1 protein-coding gene is annotated in these 1,727 nt (G+C 67.0%); it reads right to left on the minus strand.

Annotation, left to right across the window (positions count from 1 at the left end):
• Positions 1-172: 172 nt before the first annotated feature.
• Complete coding sequence (locus EJK15_RS69110; protein WP_138720893.1) at positions 173-1,576, minus strand: IS1380 family transposase; 1,404 nt, start codon at positions 1,574-1,576, stop codon at positions 173-175.
• Positions 1,577-1,727: the final 151 nt, after the last annotated feature.

Genomic DNA, 1,727 nt, shown 5'->3' on the forward strand with positions numbered 1-1,727 from the left:
CCTCGATAGTTCACGCGTTCTGGTGGCTTCGCCGAGCGTGATGGCTGAGTGATTTATTGATCTTCATCTGCGGTTTCGGGCAGGCACCCGCGTCGGCGGTCACGCCGATGGTGCCGGTTCCACGAGCCGGAGAAGACCGTCCTTCCTGACCGGAGGGATATCGGTGCCGAGGTCAGGTCGGGGCGGGCATCGTCAAGACGGCGCCGATGGCCCGATGGAGTTGCCCGGCCCAGGGCCAGGTCCGGGGGATCTTGATGGTGCGTCGTCGCTGACCACGCACCAGACGAGCACTGGTGTGCAGCAGCGCATACCGCAAGGTTCCCGGCTCGGCAGCGGCCATCTCCCCGTCACAGCACAGCAGCCGAAACCAGGCCAGCAGGTCACAGCCGATCGCGGCGGCGATGCACCAAGCCTGGTTGAGGGCGAACGACCACGACGGCAGGCGGGCCAGCCCGGTGTCCTTGCCACAGCGGATGAAGTCCTCCACCCGGGCGTGAACCCGATGACGCGACTCACCCCGCTGCACCGGCAACACCTCGGCGGAGGTGTTGGTGGCGATCACCTGGTACCGCCAGCCACGCGCTTTCTCGAAATCCGACAGCTTGGCCCCTGAGCCCGGTTTCTCCCGCCGGACTAGCACGCGCATGCCGGCCGGCCAGTTCTTCAACCGGTCACCGCCTGCCGAGTGCCGCAGCAGCCCGGTGAGCTCAGCCGTCCCGGCCTGCTCGGCCGGGCGGGCGTGGCCTTCGTCGTCCAGCACGCATACCCACCCGTCTTCGGGCAGGGCGGCGATCGCCGTCTTGGCCCGCTCGTCCAGGTCAAAGCCGACCGAGTAGTGCACCTGGCGGCTGCGGGTGTTGAGCGTGGTGATGAACTCCAGTAACTCGATCGTGGCCCCGGCGCCGTCGACGGTGACCAGGACGCGCCGCCGGTAGGCCGGCGGGATCTGCGCGATCGCCGCGGCCAGCACGTCGATGTGGTCGCAGATCGTGTTGGCCCCGGCGTTGCCCGGACGGAGTTTGACCGCCAGGCACTCACCAGTGTTGTCCAGCCAGGCCGTCAGCGGGAACATCCCGTAGGTCCCCTTGAACGTCCCGGCCGCCGATTCCTTGTCGCTGTGGCAGACCTGAATGGTGGCATCGAGCCGGATCACCATCCATTCCCCCAGGTCGCCATAGCAAGTTCGTGAGGCCGGGATGCCGCCGTGCCGGGCGGCGATCAGTTCCCAGATCCGGCGGCGGGCTTTGGCGCGGGCAACGGCGACCTTGTCCAAGCGCCGGGCGGTCAGCTCCTGTAGCGCTCGCCAGGCGGTGGGGGCCGAGGCGACCGGTCCGAACAACTCGGCCCGGTCGCGCAGGGTGCGGATGTGACCGATCGCGGTCCCACCATCGGCGATCATCGTCGCCAGGTCGGTGAGTACCTGTCCGCGATCGTGGACCACCTGACGGCGCGGTACTCGCAGCGCGCCCGACAGCAGGCCGGTCAGACCGCTCTTGAACGCCAGCATCCGCAGGCCCGCCGTGCCGACGCGAGAGATCACGCCATGACCGGCGATCTGGACCGCCAGCCCTCTCATCCATTTGGGGGTAATCTGCACGCGAAGAGTGCTCCTCGCTCTGGAAGGTTGTTGATCTCGACAATCCGTAATCTTCCAGATCAGGGGCACTCTTCGTTGTCTATCGGGTCATTTCGTCTCGGATCTCCTCAAGGCCTATGAATAGCCAAGG

The organism is Nonomuraea basaltis (genome assembly GCF_005893125.1).
GTDB classification, from domain to species: Bacteria; Actinomycetota; Actinomycetes; order Streptosporangiales; family Streptosporangiaceae; genus Nonomuraea; species Nonomuraea basaltis.

Bases quoted from the DNA above. Each gene is read 5' to 3' on its own strand.
- EJK15_RS69110 (WP_138720893.1), bottom strand. From the start codon at position 1,576: ATGAGAGGGCTGGCGGTCCAGATCGCCGGTCATGGCGTGATCTCTCGC.